This is a genomic window from Rubneribacter sp., assembly GCF_965361815.1.
In genome coordinates this window covers 1-14,552 of record NZ_CBDTNW010000062.1, presented here as the reverse complement: position 1 = coordinate 14,552, position 14,552 = coordinate 1, and the positions used below count along the sequence as shown (strand labels likewise).

Sequence of the window (14,552 nt, the reverse complement as noted above, 5' to 3'; positions counted from 1 at the left end):
AGGAGATGCGCCATGCCTTTGGGATTTTACTTTGACCTGGCCCGCTGCACGGGATGCCGTGCCTGCCAGACGGCTTGCAAAGACCGCAACGACCTGCCCGCGCATGTCGTGTACCGCGAGGTGAGAACGTACCAGGTTGGGACATACCCCGCCGCGTCCCGCTTCAGCCTCGCGGCCACCTGCAACCACTGCGAACAGCCGGCCTGCGTGGAGAACTGCCCTGTTGGAGCCTGTCGCAAAGCCGACGACGGCACGGTGTACATCGATCAGGACGAGTGCATAGGATGCCGCACCTGCGTTGCCGTGTGCCCCTACGGTCACCCCTCCTACGACGAGGATAGACGGGTTTCGGGCAAGTGCGACGCATGCAAGGCGTTTCGCGACAACGGCGAGAACCCCGTATGCGTGGACGCCTGCCCCATGCGCGCCATCGAGTTCGGGGACATCGAGGAGTTGCGCGCAGCGCACGGCGAAGAGCTGACAAGCGACTTGCCCGTTTTGCCCTCCTCTTCCGAAACCTCCCCCAACCTGCTCATGCGCACGAAGGCGCAGGCGTTTGCCGAGCCATGCCGACAGATGATCGTGTAGCAGGAGGCACCCGTGAACGCTTTGACCGACGAGCAGCTGGCTGCAAGAACGTATCTGTACTCGCTGCTCCACCGCCTGTTCGCAGAAGAACCGACCGCCGAGCTTGCCGACGCCTTTGACATACAGCTTGCTAATGAGGCGTTTGCGCTGATCAGTGGCAATGAGGAGGCGAACGACCCGGAAGAGGGCTTTGCCAACATCGCCTCCGCCCTCAGCGATGCCTCGGCGGCTCGCCGGGAGTACACCCGCCTGTTCGTCGGACCCGGGACGCTGCCGGCTCCCCCGTGGGAGTCTGTTTGGACGCTTAAGGACCGGGCGCTGTTCACGCGCGTGACCCTCGAGGTTCGCACGGCCTACCGGGCGTCAGGTTTTCTTCCAAAGCGCTACCCGCAGGTGTCAGACGACCACCTGGCCCTTGAGACGGGCTTTCTTGCGCAGTTGGCCCAGCGCATGCAGGAAAGCTCCTCGAAAGGCAACGAACCCGCCTTCGAACAGGCGCGTGCGGCAAGCGCGGCGTTCCTCGAGCAGCACCTTGGCACGTGGACAGGCCCCTTCGCCTCCCGGCTCGCCGCCGAGGATGCGCCTTTGTACGGTGCGGCCGCCCGGCTTCTGGCCGAGCTGACATGCAAAGACGCCGCCTTGCTGAAAGCCCCCGCAACACGCTGACATCCCCTGGCCGGCGCCTCGCTGCAAGGGCGCCGGCCCCTACCAGAACAACCCGCAAGGAGGAACCTCCATGAGCGAAACCAACAAAAACGAGCGCGGCACGGCAAACGCCGCGGAGCCGCGCGAAACCCCGACCATACCCAAGCGCAAACGCCTCTCCCGTAAATCCGGCATCGCGCTTGGGATGGCCGCTGCAATAATCCTCGTTGCGGGAGCGGGCTTCTGGGTCTGGCACGAGCAACCCGGATTCTGCAACGCGGTGTGCCACTCCCCCATGGATTCCTACGTTGAAGGATATTACGAAGCCGACACGCTCATGGCCGCACGGCACCTTGAAGCGAACGTCACCTGCCTGCAGTGCCATGAACCCCGCATAGACGAGCAGGTGTCCGAGGCTATCGCATGGGCGACGGGAAATTTCGACGACCCGTTGGGGGCGAGCAATTTAGCCAACACCGAAGGCTTCTGCCTGCGGTCGGGCTGCCACACCGAAGGCTCTTGGCATGATCGCCACGACGCGCTCGACCTCCAAGAGGCGCAAGGCTGCGCCGACTGCCATCAGATGCATCTGAACCACACTTCCTGGGCAGACAGGTAGCGGTGGCCGCCTGGCCGCTGCAGGGCGACGGCAAAGCGCCCGCCGTCCAAAGCCCTCAATCGGGCAGCGCCCGCGCCCTCCGGCTTCGTCGAACCAAGTCGGAGGGCGCTTGACTTGGAGCACGCTCCAAGGTCCATACTAAACGGGTCGGACAACTCGGAAGGAGACGCATGGGAGCTATGGAATACCGCACGGTGCCGCGCGGCGGGGAGCGCGTGAGCGTGATCGGGCTGGGGATGGGATCCATCCACGCCTCGACCGATGATGAGATCGCACGCACGGTGGAGCGCGCGCTGAACGCCGGCGTGAACTTCTTCGACCTGTGCCCCTCGGAGTTTCGTCCCTTCCGCGCTTACGGGCGCGCGTTCGCGGGACGGCGCGATGACGTCATTGTGCAGATGCACTTCGGCGCCGTGTACGAGACGGGGCCGGAGCGCAAATACGGTTGGACGCTCGACGCCGACCGCATCGCGCGCGCCTTCGAGGAAGAAATGGAGGTGCTCGGCATCGGATACGCCGACTTCGGCATGGTGCACTGCATTGACGAGGAGCGCGACTTCGACCAAGTCATGAGCGGCGGCACCTGGGACTACCTGCAGCGCCTCAAGGCGACGGGCACGCTGCGCCATCTGGGCGCCTCCACGCACGACCCGCGCATCGCACGGCTGTTCTTGGAAACGGGGCTTGTCGATCTCATCATGTTCAGCGTGAACCCGGCTTATGACTGCACGCAGGGGTCCTACGGCATTGGCACGGCGGCCGCGCGTGCCGCGCTCTACCGCGACTGCGAGCAGGCGGGCGTGGCCATCTCGGTGATGAAGGCGTTCGCGGGCGGGCAGCTGCTTGACGACGCGCGCTCGCCGCTTGGGCGGGCGCTCACGCGCGCGCAGCTTATGCAGTACGCGCTCGACCGCCCCGGTGCGCTCTGCGTGCTGCCGGGCGTGCGCGGGCTGGCCGACCTCGAAGAGGCGCTGGCGTTCCTGGACGCCTCGCCCGCCGAGCGCGACTGGTCGGAGGCTGCCTCGCTCGCGCCGGCAAACAGCGCGCCGGCGTGCGTGTACTGCAACCACTGCCTACCCTGCCCGGCAGGCATCGACGTGGGGCTGGTCAACAAGTACTACGACCTAGCCCGCGCCGGAGACGACCTGGCCCGCGACCACTACGCGCACCTCGGCAGAAACGCTGCGGACTGCCTTTCCTGCGGCCACTGCGACGCGCGCTGCCCCTTCGGCGTGGCGCAGGGAGATCGCATGCGCGAGATAGCGGCGTACTTCGCGTAAGACGGTTGCCCGCGACAGGTTGCTGATTGCGAGATTGGCTTATGCTCCCAAGGCGGTGACATGCTCGAAATTGACTGCCACAGGTTCGCTCAACCTGCTGCGACCTATAAACCAGTTTGGGCCTCTCTCGTGCTTGCATGAGAGAGGCGCTGCTGCTACACCGATGGCGCGCCCATCGGCTACGCGTGAGCAAATCCGCGCTTATCCAGATATTCGCGGAGAGCGGTGCGGTATACGGTCGACTTACTGCATCCATCCATCTTCATAACCTGCATCACGCCGCGAAAGTCTGCAGCATCAAGAACGAACGTCTCCCTCCTGGATCCTATGTAGTCGAATGGCGATCCGTCACGCACCTCATCGGCAGAAGTGAAATCAATCTCGCCGGCTTCGTACGCCTGTGCGCTCTCTTCCAATTCGTCGGCCGTCATACCGAGCATTGCGTTCAGTTTTTCTTCTAACGTCGCTGCCATATCCGCTCCTATCTGACCATCCCGAGTTCACGCATGACATTGTGTGTAGGCGGCGTGAAAGCGTGGTAGACGATCACGATGCCATCATCGGCGTACCTCGCCACCATCTCCACGAGCCGGTTCTTCCCATCCATCCCGACGCCAACCAGATCACCGTTTTCGCGATAGATGTGCTTGAACATACCCCGAAACGCCGTTTTGACATCATCTTCACTCAACTCTGGATGCCTCATGTGGACTCTTGGATGGATTACCAGCCGCATCGAAGTTCCTTTCTATTTATTCATATCATATCATATTCAATACTCTACGGTTGCTAGGAAATGCGCTCGGTATTACCAATCGGGTTCTAGCAGCGTACGGAATGATTTATCTGCTTTCGCTTCTTCATGCATTGATTGCTCTAAAGTTTCGATGTTGCCCGCTGTCGCTCCCCCGTCGTCCTCAGTAGCGGCTGATGCCGCAGCGCTCTTTGATGGCGCGGATGTCGGGCGGCAGCTCGTCTATGGGGATGGCCTTCACGGCGGCCTCCGAACCCAGCTCCACGGCCTTGTCGTAGTACCAGCACTTGTAGGTGATGAACGCGAGCGTCTCCTGCAGCCGCTCCAACTCGTGCTCCACCGCGTCGCGGCGGGCGTAGATGAGCTCGCGGCGCTGCAAGAGGGTTTCATCGCCCTGTTCGTAAAGGTCGATGTAGCTTTTGATCTCCTTGATGGGCATGCCCGAGAGCTTCAAGCGTTCGATGAAGCGCACCCATTCGAAGTCGTCCTCCGTGAACATGCGCATGCCGCTGCCGCTGCGGTTGGTGTGCGGCAGCAGGCCCTCCTTGTCGTAGTAGCGCAGCGTTGAGGCGGGCACGCCCAGCTCCCGCGCCGCGTCGCCAATGGTGTAGAGCATCTGGTCCTTCTTTCGGCAAATCGATACACAAAACATTCACTTGACTTAAAGTTAACTCTAAGTTCTAGGATGGCAATCGAAGTTTAACACGACAGGAACGACCCGTCCACAAGCGGCGAACTCCGCGCGCAGGTGGCTGACTAGGCCGGACGCAACCGCAGAGCCGAGGAGAAAGGATTCCCGATGAGGCAGACCAAGACGATGAGCCGCCGCGCGTTCGTGGGCGCATCGGCGGCAGCCCTGGCAGCGCTTGCGCTCGGCGGCTGCGCGCAAACCGCCGACGAGCCCGCGCCCCAGCAAACGACGGAGCCCGAGCCGCAAGAGCCCGCTCCCGAGGCCGAGCCGCAGCAAGGGACGTCTGCCGCCGACACCGCTGCCGGTGGCAGCGCCGTGATCGCCGTGTTCTCGCGCACGGGCAACACGCTCGCGCTGGCCGAGGCCATCCAAGCGCGCACAGGGCTTGAACTGGTGCGCATCGAACCCGCCACACCCTACCCCGCCGACTACGACGAGATGCTGGACCTCGGCCAGCGCGAGCAAAACGAAGACGCGCGCCCCGCGCTGGCGGCCGACGTGCCAAGCCTGGCCGACTACGACACCGTCTACCTGGGATTCCCCGTATGGTGGGGCCACATCCCGCAGATCGTGAAGACACTTGCCGACCGCGGTGACCTCGCGGGTAAAACCATCGCGCCGTTCGCCACGTCCGGCTCAAGCTCCATCGCTGCTTCGGTGGCCGACCTGCGCGAGCTGTGTCCGGATGCGAACGTGCTCGACGGTTTGACCGTGACCGAGGCGGGCCTGGCCACCATGGACGCATCAGCCGAAGAATGGCTCGCAGCGCTGGGCCTGTGAGCGGCAAGGGAAAAGGGAGAGTCCATGACAAGCAATCTTGATCGGCGCATGTTCGTGATGGGGTCCGCCGGTTTGGGCATGGCCGTGCTCGCCGGGGGCGCGCTTGCGGGATGCGCGGGCGGCACCCCGGAACCTGAGGCCGCCTCGGAAGTCGACGCCGCCCCAACGCCCGAACCCGAAGCCGCTCCGGCAAGCGCCCCCTCTGCCGAACGCGAGGACGCGAGCAACCCGAACGCCGCCCCCGTGTACTTCACCGCCGACATCAGCGCGGCGGGCCTTGCGCGCGCATGGGAGGCCCTGGGCGTGCAACCCTCCGGTTCTGTGGCCGTGAAGCTTTCCACCGGCGAGCCGGGAAGCAACTACCTGCGCCCTGAGCTTGTGGGCGACCTGGTGCGCGCCCTGAACGCCACCATCGTGGAGTGCAACACCGCCTACGGCGGTCAGCGCGGCAGCGTTGAGCGACACCTCCAGGTGGCCGCCGACCACGGCTTCACGGCCATAGCCGACGTTGACATCATGGACGCCGACGGATATATGAGCATCCCGGTGAACGGCGGCGCACATCTCTCCGAGAACCTGGTGGGCGCGCACCTTTCGCGCTATGATTGGGTGGTGTCGCTCGCGCACTTCAAGGGGCACGCCATGGGAGGTTTCGGCGGGGCCGTCAAGAACTGCTCGATCGGCATCGCGTCGTCGGAGGGCAAGCTGCTCATCCACAGCGCGGGCGCGTCCACCACATCGTGGGGAAGCCCCGCGCAGGACGACTTTCTGGAGTCCATGGCCGAGGCGGCGAAGTCCGTGTCCGACTACCTGGGCGGGCGCATGCTTTATGTGAACGTGATGAACCGCCTGTCGGTTGACTGCGATTGCGACGCGCACCCGGCCGAGCCGGACATGGCCGACATCGGCATCCTGGCCTCGACCGATCCGGTGGCGCTCGACCGCGCGTGCGTGGATCTGGTGTACGCCGCGCCCGACGGCGCCTCGCTCGTGCGGCGCATGGAGTCGCGCAACGGGACCCGCACCTTGGCGCATGCCGAGGCGCTGGGTTTGGGAAGCCAGACGTACCGGCTGGTCGACCTTGATGTTTAGCAGACATGCGGCGAAGCGCCGCAGAAAGGAGAAGGGCATGAAGGTGCTCGTTGTGAAGGGAAGCCCGCACAAGCATGGCTCCTCGAACCTGCTGGCCGAGCGCTTCGAGGAGGGCGCGCGCGACGCAGGGCACGAGGTGGCCTCGTTCGATGCGGCGCACGCCGACATCCGTCCCTGCCTGGGGTGCGATGCATGCGGCATGTCCGGACAGTGCTGCCAAAAAGACGACATGACCGCCCTGCGCGACGCCATCTTGGACGCCGATGTGGTGGCGTTCGCCACGCCGCTGTACTACTTTGGGATGTCAGCGCAGCTCAAAACCGCCATCGACCGCTTCTACAGCTTCAACGGCACGCTCATGGGCAAGGGCCTGAAAACCGTGCTTTTGGCCGCTGCCTGGGATGACGCCGACTGGACCATGCGCGACTTGGCGGCGCACTACGCCACCATCTGCCGCTATCTGAATTTTCAGGACAGGGGCACGGTTTTGGGAACCGGCTGCGGCACCGTGCCGATGACGCGTCGCACAAGCTTCCCCCAGCAAGCTTACGACCTGGGACGCTCCCTGTGACCAGCCTCCCAATCACCGGCCTCTTCGGTCCCTTCGGCCCCGTGGCCCCTTGGCCTTTTGGCCGCCCAACTCGCTGACCCCGAACCCCTCAACCCTCCAACCCTTTAGCCCTGCACAATCACCTGAAAACGAAAGGACCCAACCATGACCGACTCCGTAAAAACCCTCGTCGCCTACTTCTCCGCAAGCGGCCAGACGGCGCGCCTGGCGCGCACCGTGGCCGATGCGACGGGAGGGCACCTGCACGAGATCATCCCGACCGAACACTACACAGCCGCCGACCTGGACTGGAACAACCCGAAAAGCCGCAGCAGCGTGGAAATGAACGACCACGCCTCGCGCCCGGCCGTCGAAAACCGCGTGGAAGGCATGGACGGCTACGACACCGTGTTCGTGGGCTTTCCCATCTGGTGGTACGTCGCGCCCACCATCGTGAGCACGTTTTTGGAGGGCTACGACCTCTCCGGCAAGACGATCATCCCCTTCGCCACCTCGGGCGGCTCGGGCATGGGCCGCACGGTGGACGCGCTGCGCCCAAGCGCCCCTAACGCGCGCTGGCTGTCCGGCACGGTGCTCTCCCCCGCCGCCCGCGAAGCCGAGGTGCGCCGCTGGATCGAAGGCCTGGGGCTGTAGCCCCCGCTGCGAACAGCCGAAAAGCCCAGCTCCTTAAGGCGCCCCGCCCGCAGCGCCCAGGCGGGACGCCTTTTGCGCCAGGTTTCTGGCAGCAATGCCCCCAGAAGCTCCCAACCCGACCTCGCTCAATCACGAAACCCAAACAACGACGGCATTCGCCCCGGAAGACCGGCGCCGCAACCCCAAGACCGCTTTTCGAGGCAAGGGCAAGCCACCCGCGCCGACCGCCATGCAAGATGATTCGCCATTTTTGGCCAAGTTCTTAAGTTATGAGTCGCAAGTTCCCGAGTTATGAGTCTTTCTTGCGGTTAAAGTATTAATGAGTTTCAGACATCTATTTTTTGATCTGGCATTTTCGAACACGACAAGAGAACCGTTCTCGACGAGCGCTCGAAACAGGGGGCGAAGATGACTCATAACTCAAGAACTTGTCCGTTTTCCCCGATTCATCTTGCACAGAGCCCCTCGCGGCGCAACCGCAAGCCGCCTGCGCCAACCTCCAAGGTATACTGGCACCCAACAAGAAACGAACGCGCGGAAGGAGGCGCCATGAAAACCGAACCGTATGTGGAGGCTGCGGAAGGGCCTGATGGCGAACCCATCCTCGCGCTCGTTGCGGGCGGGGCCTACCAGTCGGCAACCTACCTGGGAAAACGTCGCTTCGAACCGGTGTTTGCCTACCATCGCGCGTTCGACTGCATGTTCCAGGCCGGCATCGACGTGCGCGACGTGCTCATGCTGGGCGGCGGCGGGTACTCCTACCCCAAGCACTTCGCGATCGCGCACCCCGCCTGCCGCATGGACGTGGTGGAGGCCGATCCGGCCGTCACGTGCCTGGCGAAGGAGCGGTTCTTCTTGCAGGAAGTGCTCGATGGGCTTGACGACCCGGACCGGCTGCGCCTCATCACCGCCGAGGGGCGCGCCTACCTGGACAGCTGCCCCAAAACCTACGACGCGATAATCAACGACTGCTTCTCGGGCACCCGGCCCGCGCGCTCCCTCATGACTGTGGAAGCCGCCCGGGCCGTAGCGCGGTGCCTGGCGCCGGGCGGCCTCTACCTGGCCAACGCGGTGTCGGAGCGGGAGGGCTGCGACGTGAGCATCCTTTGCGCAGCCGCCTCCGCGCTCGCGCACGTCTTTGCGCACGTGCAGATGCTCCCCTGCTCCGACGAGGAGTTCTCGGCCGAGGACAACTACCTGCTGGCCGCTTCCAACCGCCCGTTCAACCTCCCCGGCGCCATCCCCTTCCCCGAGGAGCTTCGCGGATGCGCGCCGCACGACGAGCGCGCATCCGCACTCTAAGCCAGAGGCTGCAGGCTCTCCTCCAGCACGCGCCTGACCTTGCACTCTGGAGCTTACTCCAAGCCAAGCATCGCGCGCCATGCGAGGCGCCGCGCCCGGCAACCCGCGGAAGCCGCGAATCAGCGGACGGCGCGCCGCAGGCGCATGTGCAGCAGCGGCCAGGGGCGGCCGGCGTCGTCCACAGGCGAGCGCCCCTCCACGACGAAGCCCTCGTGCTCGTAGAAGCCGACCGCTTGCGGGTTCTGCTCGTTCACGTCGAGCGTCCGCGCGCCGAAGCGCTCCACCGCGTGCGCGAGCAGGGCGCTCCCCACCCCGCGCCCACGCGACTCGGGCGCCACGAACAGCATCTCCAGCTTGCCATCCTGCACGCCGGCGAACCCGATGGGCACGCCGTCCTCGCCGCGCGCCACCGCAAGCTCGGACACGCCCGCCACGCCCGGCCCCACCTCGGGGCGCAGGCCCGCCACGTCGTCTTCCGACAGAAAGCCGTGCGTCGCCCGCACCGAGCGCTCCCACACATCCACAAGGGCGGCCACCAGCTCGCCTGATCGCTCGGCAGGCGTTTCGACATGCATGGGATCTCCTTTCCGTCGCGCGGGCTTGCCGCCTCCCCATTCTACCCGACCGCGCGCCCTCCGGCCACCGACGCGCCCGGCCGGCCGATCCGCGACCGGTCATCGTCACGCCCCGGCGCGCGCCGCCTCCCGCTCGGCCGCGTCGAAGGCCCGCTCCAGGGCCCGGACGGCATGCGGCACGACGTCGCGCCCAACGCCCGCGTAGCTCATCACGAAAGACGGAGCGCCGCCCTCCCCGAAAGCCCCTACGCAACGCCCGGACCCTGCGGAAGCTTGCCGAAACGCCGAGAGCGGCGCCAGCGCCACCCCTTCGGCGCGAGCTGCGCGGACAAGGTCGGCCTCGGTTGCCGCAGAGTCCACGCGCAAAAGGAAATGAAGCCCGGCGTCGGCCCCTTCCACGCGCAGCCGGTCGCCCCACGGGCCGTCCGCCAGCGCCGCCAGCAGATGGTCGCGCAGCGTGCGGTAGTGGGTCCGCATGCGCCTGACATGGCGCTCGAAGTCACCCCCTTCGATGAACCGCGCAAGCGCCAACTGCTCCATGGACGACACCGTGCACGAGTAGAACCCCAGCTCGCTTTGGAAGCGGCGGGCCAGATGAGCGGGCAGCACCAGGTACCCCACGCGAAACGCCGGGCCCATGCTGCGCGCGAACGTGTTGGCGTAGATGACGCGCTCGGAAGCGTCGATGCTTTGCATGGAGGGGATGGGCCTGCCGGCCAAGCGGAACTCGCAGTCGTAGTCATCCTCCACCACGTAGCGGTCCGTAGCGTCGTTCGCCCAGCCCAAAAGCTCGTAGCGACGGCTGACGGACGTGACCAGCCCTGTGGGGAACTGATGCGAGGGCACAAGGTGCGCCACGCTTGCGCCCGACGACCTCAGAGCCGCCATGCCGATGCCCGCGCCGTCGAGCGGCACATGCGAAAGCCCCACGTCGTTCGCCCGGTAGATGCTGGTCAGGCGCGGATAGCCGGGGTCTTCCACCGCGAAGCGCCGCCCCCTGCCCAAAAGCTGCACCAGCAGGTTGTACAGCGTCTGCGCGCCCGCCCCCACCACGATGCACGCGGGGTCGGCCTCCATTCCGCGAAACGACCGCAGATGAGCGGCCAGCGCCTCGCGCAGCCGAACGGACCCCATGGAGGGCGACTCGCACAGAAGCGCCCGCTCCGGTTCGTGCGAGAGCACATCGCGCATGGCGCGCGCCCACGCGCGGTAGGGAAACAGCTCGGCAGCCACCTCCCCGCCCGTGAAATCGGCCAGAAGCGGTTTTTCGGCGGAGGCGGCCGGGGGCCAGGCGGAGCCGTGCGCAACCCCGGCCGCAACGGGGCCGCGTACGGCCGGGGCCGCGACCGGCGCGCTGCGGCACGGGCGCGTCGCCGGGCGATCCACGGGGTTCGCGAAGAACCCGCGCCTCGGCTTCGCGCTCACATACCCCTCGGCCACCAGCTGGCCGTACGCCCCCTCCACTGTGACCAGGCTCACGCCGAGGTGCTCGGCAAGGGCGCGCTTGGAGGGCAGCCTCTCGCCGGCGGGAATGGCGCCCGACTCGATGTCCTCCTTGATGCGGCGGTACAGATACCCGTACAGGCTCTCTTCACCTCGGTCGCCAAGCGAGTACGTGAGCACGCCGCCCTCCCTTCTGGCCCTATCTGACCCTATCAAATTACCTTGATTTGGACATACTAGCATAGCCAGAAATACCCTACCCTCGAACGGAAACGAAACCTTCAGAATCGCCGCCGCCCCTCTGCGGCGAAGGAAAGGAAGCCCCCATGACAGCACCCGACACCGCGCAGGACCGCCGCCTGCTCAACCGCTCGCTCGCCCAGATGCTCAAAGGCGGCGTCATCATGGACGTGACCACCCCCGAGCAGGCGCGCATCGCCGAGGACGCGGGCGCGTGCGCCGTCATGGCGCTCGAGCGCATCCCCGCCGACATCCGCGCGGCCGGCGGCGTGTCGCGCATGAGCGACCCCGCCATGATCAGGGGCATCCAAGAGGCCGTGAGCATCCCCGTCATGGCGAAGTGCCGCATCGGGCACTTCGCGGAGGCGCAGATCCTCCAGGCCATCGGCATCGACTACGTGGACGAGAGCGAGGTGCTCTCCCCCGCCGACGACGTGCACCACATCGACAAGAACGCGTTCGCCGTGCCGTTCGTGTGCGGCGCGCGCGATTTGGGCGAGGCGCTGCGCCGCATTGCGGAGGGCGCCACGATGATCCGCACGAAAGGCGAGCCGGGCACGGGCGACATCGTGCAGGCCGTGCGCCACATGCGCCTGATCACGAGCCAGATCCGCGCCGTGGCCGGCATGGCCGACGACGAGCTGTACGAGGAGGCGAAGCGCCTGCAGGTGCCCGTGGAGCTGCTGCGCGAGGTGCACGAGGCGGGGGCGCTTCCCGTGGTGAACTTCGCGGCCGGCGGCGTGGCCACCCCGGCCGACGCCGCCCTCATGATGCAGCTGGGCGCCGAGGGCGTGTTCGTGGGCTCGGGCATCTTCAAGTCGGGCGACCCGGCCAAGCGCGCGCGGGCCATCGTGCAGGCCGTGACGAACTACGACGACGCCGAAATGCTGGCGGCGCTCTCCGAGGACTTGGGCGAGGCCATGGTGGGCATCAACGAGCACGAGATCGACGTGCTCATGGCCGAGCGCGGAAAGTAGGCGCGCCATGACGTGCGGAAAACCGGCGGCGCACGCATGCGCAATCGCAGGCAAGGATGCGAAAACGGGCATTTTGGCGGACGCCGGCGCAACATCGGAGCAGCTTCGCCCGGCCATCGGCGATGCCGCTCCCAAACAAAACCGCAGCGCCGCCGCCGAAACGCGCCCGCCCCGCCGCCCCGTCGTCGCCGTGCTCGCGCTCCAGGGTGCCTTCGCCGAGCACGAGCGCAAGCTGGCGCAAGCGGGCGCGGACTGCGTCGAGCTGCGCCAGCGCGCCGATCTGAAGCGGCCCTTCGACGCGCTCGTGCTCCCCGGCGGCGAAAGCACCGCGCAGGGCAAGCTGCTGCGCGACCTGGGCATGCTCGAGCCTCTGCGCGAGCGCATCATCGGCGGCCTGCCCGTGCTGGCCACCTGCGCCGGCATGATCCTTCTGGCCGAGCGCATCGCGCAGGGCGACGGGCCGCACCTGGCCACCGTCCCCATGACCGTGCGCCGCAACGCCTACGGACGGCAGCTCGAAAGCTTCCGCGCCGAAGGCGAGCTGACAGGCGTCGGGCGCGTGCCCATGACGTTCATCCGCGCGCCGTACGTGGAAAAGGCGGGGCCGGGCACCGAGGTGCTCGCGCGGGTGGACGGCCGCATAGTGGCGGTGCGCTGCGGCGCCCAGTGGGCGCTCGCCTTCCACCCCGAACTCGACGCCGGCTGCGCCGTCCACGCCGCGTTCCTGAGCGCCGCGCTCCGCCCAGCCTAGCGCGGGGGCGCCGCCCGGCCCCATGCGGGGTGCGCCCGGCCAGGCGCACCCCGCCCGCGCCCTCACTCCCTGACGATCACGCCGAGCCTGCGCGCAATACCGGCCGCCTGGTACAGGTCCATGGCGCATCCGCGCAGCTCGCCCATGGAATCGGACAGCACGATGCCCTCCAGTCGGCACGAGGTGAAATCCACCCCGTCCAAACCCATGCGGAAAAAGCTCGTCTCCGTGAAACGCGCATCGGCGAAAGCTGTGCGCTTCTGACGGGCCTCGGCGAAGTCGGCGTACGAGAAATCCGTCGCCGTCGCCCGAAAGTCCTCCAAACGCGCCCTTTCGAACGACGCGTACGCGAAGGAGGAGTCGCCCGCCTCCACGCGCGCCAGAACCGCCCGGCCGAAATCGGCCCCCGCGAACTTGCACAACAAGAAAGCGCAGCGGTTGAAGTTGGCCTCCGAAAACGAGCTGTTCGAGAAATCGCAGTTCGCAAACGCCACGTCGGAGAACGCGGCGCGATCGAAGGAGCATCCCGCAAACGAGCAACCCTCCACGCGGGACCCCGACAGCTCGAGCAGCCCGAAGCCCTCCCCGAAGCACGCGTCCCCCGAAAGCAGCACATGGGCGACCTGAAGGTCCCCATCGGCCTGCTCCACCCAGCGAGCCAGGCTTCCCACCTGCGAAAGCTCCCCGGGAATGGAGGGGTTGGCGGGACGGGGAGGGCGGGATTCCTCGCGTGCGGCCATGTCCGTCCTCCCTCCTTCGCATCGGTTTCGACCCTTTGGCCATTGTAGCGCACGCCTCGCCGCAATCGTAAGGAACCCGCAAGGAAGGAAGAAGCCGCGCGCAAGACAGGCCCCCTAGACTGGAAGGCGCGCCGCGCCGGAAGGGACGCGGCGGAACACGCAGAACAGAGAGGAGATGCGCATGAGCAGCCGAGCGAAAAGGCTTGTCGGGCTGGGAGCGGCGGCCCTCGCCCTGGCCGTTTTGGCCGCGCTCGCCGGATGGGCGCTCTACGGAGAGCCCGGCCACGTCTACGTCCGGATAGACAACGCCCGCGCAACCGCCATCGAGCCGCGCGCCGGCATGGAGCACGAGTACCGCCTGGACGGCTTCTCGGCCGACGGAGCCCCGACGGAGGCGACGTTTCAAACGGAACGCGTGCTGCGCGAGGGAGCCTACCTCGACCTGGAGACGAAGCCCTTGCGCGGCGTGGTGGGCTGGGAGGAGGTACCCTTCGACGAGCTTCCCGCCCCCGTGAGGGAGAAGATGGGGCAAGGCGTGTGAGGGAGCCGCGGGCAAGCCGCAGGCCCTCTCGGCAGGCCCGCGCCCCTCGCAAGCCCCCACAGAAACATCGCAGCCGATTTGCGCGACACGGGGCAGCGCTTGTTGTACAATACCTCCGCGCGGAAAAGCGTGCCAGCGTGACGCAACGGTAGCGTAGCAGTTTTGTAAACTGCCTGTTGCAGGTTCGAATCCTGTCGCTGGCTCCACGAAGCGCCCGGGCCGTCGGATCACCCGACGGCCCTTTTTTGTCTCAAGAGGGCCTCTCGCTCGGTTGGTGGTGCCTGTTCCGCCGGCCGAGAGAGAGGGCACACCTCCGTGGTTGAAAAGCCC

At 66.5% G+C, this 14,552-nt stretch carries 18 protein-coding genes and 1 tRNA gene; 13 read left to right on the top strand and 6 right to left on the bottom strand.

The window, feature by feature from the left end:
* Positions 1-12: 12 nt before the first annotated feature.
* The 4 genes from ACWKY3_RS04285 to ACWKY3_RS04270 all read left to right on the top strand — a co-directional run bounded on the left by ACWKY3_RS04285 (position 13) and on the right by ACWKY3_RS04270 (position 3,132).
* Positions 13-588, top strand: coding sequence for a 4Fe-4S dicluster domain-containing protein (locus tag ACWKY3_RS04285; protein WP_449315182.1), 576 nt, complete (start codon positions 13-15; stop codon positions 586-588).
* A 12-nt stretch (positions 589-600) separates the two neighbouring features.
* Positions 601-1,254 (top strand): TorD/DmsD family molecular chaperone, encoded by a 654-nt coding sequence (locus tag ACWKY3_RS04280; protein ID WP_449315181.1) that lies wholly within the window; start codon positions 601-603, stop codon positions 1,252-1,254.
* A gap of 70 nt (positions 1,255-1,324) precedes the next feature.
* Positions 1,325-1,852 (top strand): cytochrome c3 family protein, encoded by a 528-nt coding sequence (locus ACWKY3_RS04275; RefSeq protein WP_449315180.1) that lies wholly within the window; start codon positions 1,325-1,327, stop codon positions 1,850-1,852.
* Between the two features lie 170 nt (positions 1,853-2,022).
* Positions 2,023-3,132 (top strand): aldo/keto reductase, encoded by a 1,110-nt coding sequence (locus ACWKY3_RS04270; protein WP_449315179.1) that lies wholly within the window; start codon positions 2,023-2,025, stop codon positions 3,130-3,132.
* A 179-nt stretch (positions 3,133-3,311) separates the two neighbouring features.
* Here ACWKY3_RS04270 and ACWKY3_RS04265 read toward each other — a convergent pair whose 3' ends face one another.
* The 3 genes from ACWKY3_RS04265 to ACWKY3_RS04255 form a co-directional block, all read right to left on the bottom strand.
* Entirely contained in the window at positions 3,312-3,605 is a 294-nt protein-coding gene (locus ACWKY3_RS04265; RefSeq protein WP_449315178.1) for a hypothetical protein, read from the bottom strand.
* An 8-nt stretch (positions 3,606-3,613) separates the two neighbouring features.
* Positions 3,614-3,868, bottom strand: a complete 255-nt coding sequence (locus ACWKY3_RS04260; RefSeq protein ID WP_449315177.1) for a hypothetical protein — start codon at positions 3,866-3,868, stop codon at positions 3,614-3,616.
* Positions 3,869-4,049: 181 nt separating this feature from the next.
* A complete protein-coding gene (locus ACWKY3_RS04255) occupies positions 4,050-4,502 on the bottom strand; it encodes a MerR family transcriptional regulator (protein ID WP_449315176.1) in 453 nt (150 codons plus the stop codon).
* Positions 4,503-4,685: 183 nt separating this feature from the next.
* On the opposite strand from ACWKY3_RS04255, the gene ACWKY3_RS04250 reads away from it, so the two are divergent.
* The 5 genes from ACWKY3_RS04250 (at position 4,686) to ACWKY3_RS04230 (ending at position 8,955) form a co-directional block, all read left to right on the top strand.
* A complete protein-coding gene (locus ACWKY3_RS04250) occupies positions 4,686-5,357 on the top strand; it encodes a flavodoxin (RefSeq protein WP_449315175.1) in 672 nt (223 codons plus the stop codon).
* A gap of 24 nt (positions 5,358-5,381) precedes the next feature.
* Positions 5,382-6,449, top strand: a complete 1,068-nt coding sequence (locus ACWKY3_RS04245; protein ID WP_449315174.1) for a DUF362 domain-containing protein — start codon at positions 5,382-5,384, stop codon at positions 6,447-6,449.
* Between the two features lie 37 nt (positions 6,450-6,486).
* Complete coding sequence (locus tag ACWKY3_RS04240; protein WP_449315173.1) at positions 6,487-7,020, top strand: flavodoxin family protein; 534 nt, start codon at positions 6,487-6,489, stop codon at positions 7,018-7,020.
* A 144-nt stretch (positions 7,021-7,164) separates the two neighbouring features.
* Positions 7,165-7,653 carry a flavodoxin gene (locus tag ACWKY3_RS04235; RefSeq protein WP_449315172.1) on the top strand — a complete coding sequence of 163 codons (489 nt, stop codon included), beginning with the start codon at positions 7,165-7,167 and terminating at the stop codon, positions 7,651-7,653.
* A gap of 549 nt (positions 7,654-8,202) precedes the next feature.
* Positions 8,203-8,955, top strand: coding sequence for a spermidine synthase (locus tag ACWKY3_RS04230; RefSeq protein WP_449315171.1), 753 nt, complete (start codon positions 8,203-8,205; stop codon positions 8,953-8,955).
* Between the two features lie 119 nt (positions 8,956-9,074).
* Here ACWKY3_RS04230 and ACWKY3_RS04225 read toward each other — a convergent pair whose 3' ends face one another.
* Positions 9,075-9,530, bottom strand: a complete 456-nt coding sequence (locus ACWKY3_RS04225) for a GNAT family N-acetyltransferase (RefSeq protein WP_449315170.1) — start codon at positions 9,528-9,530, stop codon at positions 9,075-9,077.
* A gap of 105 nt (positions 9,531-9,635) precedes the next feature.
* Positions 9,636-11,153 (bottom strand): MocR-like pyridoxine biosynthesis transcription factor PdxR, encoded by a 1,518-nt coding sequence (pdxR, locus tag ACWKY3_RS04220; RefSeq protein WP_449315169.1) that lies wholly within the window; start codon positions 11,151-11,153, stop codon positions 9,636-9,638.
* 146 nt (positions 11,154-11,299) lie between these two features.
* On the opposite strand from pdxR, the gene pdxS reads away from it, so the two are divergent.
* Positions 11,300-12,190, top strand: a complete 891-nt coding sequence (pdxS, locus tag ACWKY3_RS04215) for a pyridoxal 5'-phosphate synthase lyase subunit PdxS (RefSeq protein ID WP_449315168.1) — start codon at positions 11,300-11,302, stop codon at positions 12,188-12,190.
* 7 nt (positions 12,191-12,197) lie between these two features.
* Entirely contained in the window at positions 12,198-12,941 is a 744-nt protein-coding gene (gene pdxT, locus ACWKY3_RS04210; RefSeq protein WP_449315167.1) for a pyridoxal 5'-phosphate synthase glutaminase subunit PdxT, read from the top strand.
* Positions 12,942-13,003: 62 nt separating this feature from the next.
* Here pdxT and ACWKY3_RS04205 read toward each other — a convergent pair whose 3' ends face one another.
* The gene (locus tag ACWKY3_RS04205) at positions 13,004-13,681 is read right to left on the bottom strand and encodes a pentapeptide repeat-containing protein (RefSeq protein ID WP_449315166.1); all 678 of its coding nucleotides are present in this window, start codon (positions 13,679-13,681) and stop codon (positions 13,004-13,006) included.
* Between the two features lie 181 nt (positions 13,682-13,862).
* Here ACWKY3_RS04205 and ACWKY3_RS04200 point away from each other — a divergent pair, with 181 nt between their 5' ends.
* Both ACWKY3_RS04200 and ACWKY3_RS04195 read left to right on the top strand, forming a co-directional pair.
* The gene (locus ACWKY3_RS04200; RefSeq protein ID WP_449315165.1) at positions 13,863-14,222 is read left to right on the top strand and encodes a YxeA family protein; all 360 of its coding nucleotides are present in this window, start codon (positions 13,863-13,865) and stop codon (positions 14,220-14,222) included.
* Between the two features lie 131 nt (positions 14,223-14,353).
* Positions 14,354-14,428: transfer RNA gene (locus ACWKY3_RS04195), tRNA-Thr, on the top strand.
* The last annotated feature ends 124 nt before the right edge of the window (positions 14,429-14,552 follow it).

Excerpts from the sequence above, each read along its gene's own strand:
- ACWKY3_RS04285 (WP_449315182.1), top strand. The coding sequence starts at position 13 with ATGCCTTTGGGATTTTACTTTGACCTGGCCCGCTGCACGGGATGCCGT.
- ACWKY3_RS04275 (WP_449315180.1), top strand. The coding sequence starts at position 1,325 with ATGAGCGAAACCAACAAAAACGAGCGCGGCACGGCAAACGCCGCGGAG.
- ACWKY3_RS04270 (WP_449315179.1), top strand. The coding sequence starts at position 2,023 with ATGGGAGCTATGGAATACCGCACGGTGCCGCGCGGCGGGGAGCGCGTG.
- ACWKY3_RS04265 (WP_449315178.1), bottom strand. The coding sequence starts at position 3,605 with ATGGCAGCGACGTTAGAAGAAAAACTGAACGCAATGCTCGGTATGACG.
- ACWKY3_RS04260 (WP_449315177.1), bottom strand. The coding sequence starts at position 3,868 with ATGCGGCTGGTAATCCATCCAAGAGTCCACATGAGGCATCCAGAGTTG.
- ACWKY3_RS04255 (WP_449315176.1), bottom strand. The coding sequence starts at position 4,502 with ATGCTCTACACCATTGGCGACGCGGCGCGGGAGCTGGGCGTGCCCGCC.
- ACWKY3_RS04250 (WP_449315175.1), top strand. The coding sequence starts at position 4,686 with ATGAGGCAGACCAAGACGATGAGCCGCCGCGCGTTCGTGGGCGCATCG.
- ACWKY3_RS04245 (WP_449315174.1), top strand. The coding sequence starts at position 5,382 with ATGACAAGCAATCTTGATCGGCGCATGTTCGTGATGGGGTCCGCCGGT.
- ACWKY3_RS04240 (WP_449315173.1), top strand. The coding sequence starts at position 6,487 with ATGAAGGTGCTCGTTGTGAAGGGAAGCCCGCACAAGCATGGCTCCTCG.
- ACWKY3_RS04235 (WP_449315172.1), top strand. The coding sequence starts at position 7,165 with ATGACCGACTCCGTAAAAACCCTCGTCGCCTACTTCTCCGCAAGCGGC.
- ACWKY3_RS04230 (WP_449315171.1), top strand. The coding sequence starts at position 8,203 with ATGAAAACCGAACCGTATGTGGAGGCTGCGGAAGGGCCTGATGGCGAA.
- ACWKY3_RS04225 (WP_449315170.1), bottom strand. The coding sequence starts at position 9,530 with ATGCATGTCGAAACGCCTGCCGAGCGATCAGGCGAGCTGGTGGCCGCC.
- pdxS (WP_449315168.1), top strand. The coding sequence starts at position 11,300 with ATGACAGCACCCGACACCGCGCAGGACCGCCGCCTGCTCAACCGCTCG.
- pdxT (WP_449315167.1), top strand. The coding sequence starts at position 12,198 with ATGACGTGCGGAAAACCGGCGGCGCACGCATGCGCAATCGCAGGCAAG.
- ACWKY3_RS04205 (WP_449315166.1), bottom strand. The coding sequence starts at position 13,681 with ATGGCCGCACGCGAGGAATCCCGCCCTCCCCGTCCCGCCAACCCCTCC.
- ACWKY3_RS04200 (WP_449315165.1), top strand. The coding sequence starts at position 13,863 with ATGAGCAGCCGAGCGAAAAGGCTTGTCGGGCTGGGAGCGGCGGCCCTC.